We start from the raw sequence: 1,535 nt of genomic DNA on the forward strand, positions 1-1,535 counted from the left end.
TAAGCGAATTTCATAAAAATACGCCTTGATATAACAAAGATTTTAATGATATAAAAAGGGCTTCACCCCATCTTGTCGAATTTAATAGTAGCACCCAAAAAACACGAAAGAAGGTGAAGCCCTATTAATAATATTCGACAAGAGTGTCTCTTTCCCTTTGAAGAATTACTAAATATATCGGAAACAGACAAATTAATTTGTATTTTAGATCCTATTGATCTTAAACCTTTAGTTGAAAAGATAAAACCTAAGTCTAATAAAGGACCATCTGGATATAATCCAGAAGCTATTTTAAGAGCTTTTCTGGTCCAACAAATCGAAAAAATTCCTAGCAGAGCAGACTTAGTAAGCAAAATTGATAGAAGTCCTTATCTCAGATATGTCTGCGGTTTTTCTACCACTGGACGGGTGCCCAGTGAAGCAACTTTTAGCCGTTATTACAGCAAATTATCTGAAACTGATGGACTGGAATCACTAATGAATGACCTCTTAGATCAAAGCATAGAACTTAATTTATTGGACACTGAAACAATGGCTATTGATGCTTCAAAACTAGAAGCATATGAGCGAGCTAAACCAAGGTCAAAGATAGATAAGGAAAATTCTTTTACCCCTGATTGGGGTACTAAATTCGACTCTCATAAAAATCAGATAACCTGGTTTGGCTGGAAGATACATGCTGCAGTTGAAACCAAATCAGAATTACCAATAGCTTTAACTTTAACTCCAGCCAATCACTCAGATAAGACTCAAGCAATACCGTTAGTTAAAAAAGTTAATAGCTTTTTAGCTGAAAGAAATTTAACTAAACCCAAATACTGGACTATGGATTCAGGTTATGACTACACTGATATCTATGAGCATATTCTATTTGAACAGGAATCTCAGGCTATTACTCCAATTAACAAGCGTAACGCTAAGCAGCCACCAGCTGGTTTCTATGATTTTAAAGGAACACCAGTCTGTAGTGGAGGTCATAAAATGTATTACTGGGGTCATTACAAAGGAGTCAACAAATTCAGATGTCCACATGTATGTGGTAAAGTTGACTGTATACACGGAACTAAATGGTGTTCTGATAAAAATTATGGTCGAGTAACTAAAACAAGACCAAAGGATAATCCAAGATACATATCAACTCCACATAGGGATTCTAGAACCTGGAGAAAGATCTACAACAAAAGAACCAGTGTTGAAAGAACTTTTTCCAGATTAAAAGAGCATCTAAATTTAGAAAACTTAACTGTAATGGGAGCCAAAAAAGTTAAAACTCATTTGCTATTAAGTTCTATCAGTTTGATAGCTGCAAGAATCGCAGCAGAGAAAATCAAGCTGCAAAATCAGGTTTTAGCTGCTTAAGTAGCTTTTTAAAACTATGATTTTAAGTTACCCAAATTAAGTGCGTCAAATTTTAGCAGTAAATCTATGGTAAATCATTAAAATCTTCAAATTCAAGTTAAAAGGCTTATTTTTATGATTCGCAGACAATATTTTTTTGAATTAAACTAAATTAAGCGTATTATGAAATTCGCTTA

At 33.8% G+C, this 1,535-nt stretch carries 1 protein-coding gene; it reads left to right on the forward strand.

All coding sequences use genetic code 11. The annotated features are described in order from the left end of the window. The first annotated feature begins 240 nt into the window (after nucleotides 1-240). Nucleotides 241-1,359, forward strand: coding sequence for a transposase (locus tag DFR80_RS15095; RefSeq protein WP_255417074.1), 1,119 nt, complete (start codon nucleotides 241-243; stop codon nucleotides 1,357-1,359). Nucleotides 1,360-1,535: the final 176 nt, after the last annotated feature.

The sequence above is a fragment of the Halanaerobium sp. ST460_2HS_T2 genome (assembly GCF_003337665.1).
Taxonomy (GTDB): Bacteria; Bacillota; Halanaerobiia; order Halanaerobiales; family Halanaerobiaceae; genus Halanaerobium; species Halanaerobium kushneri.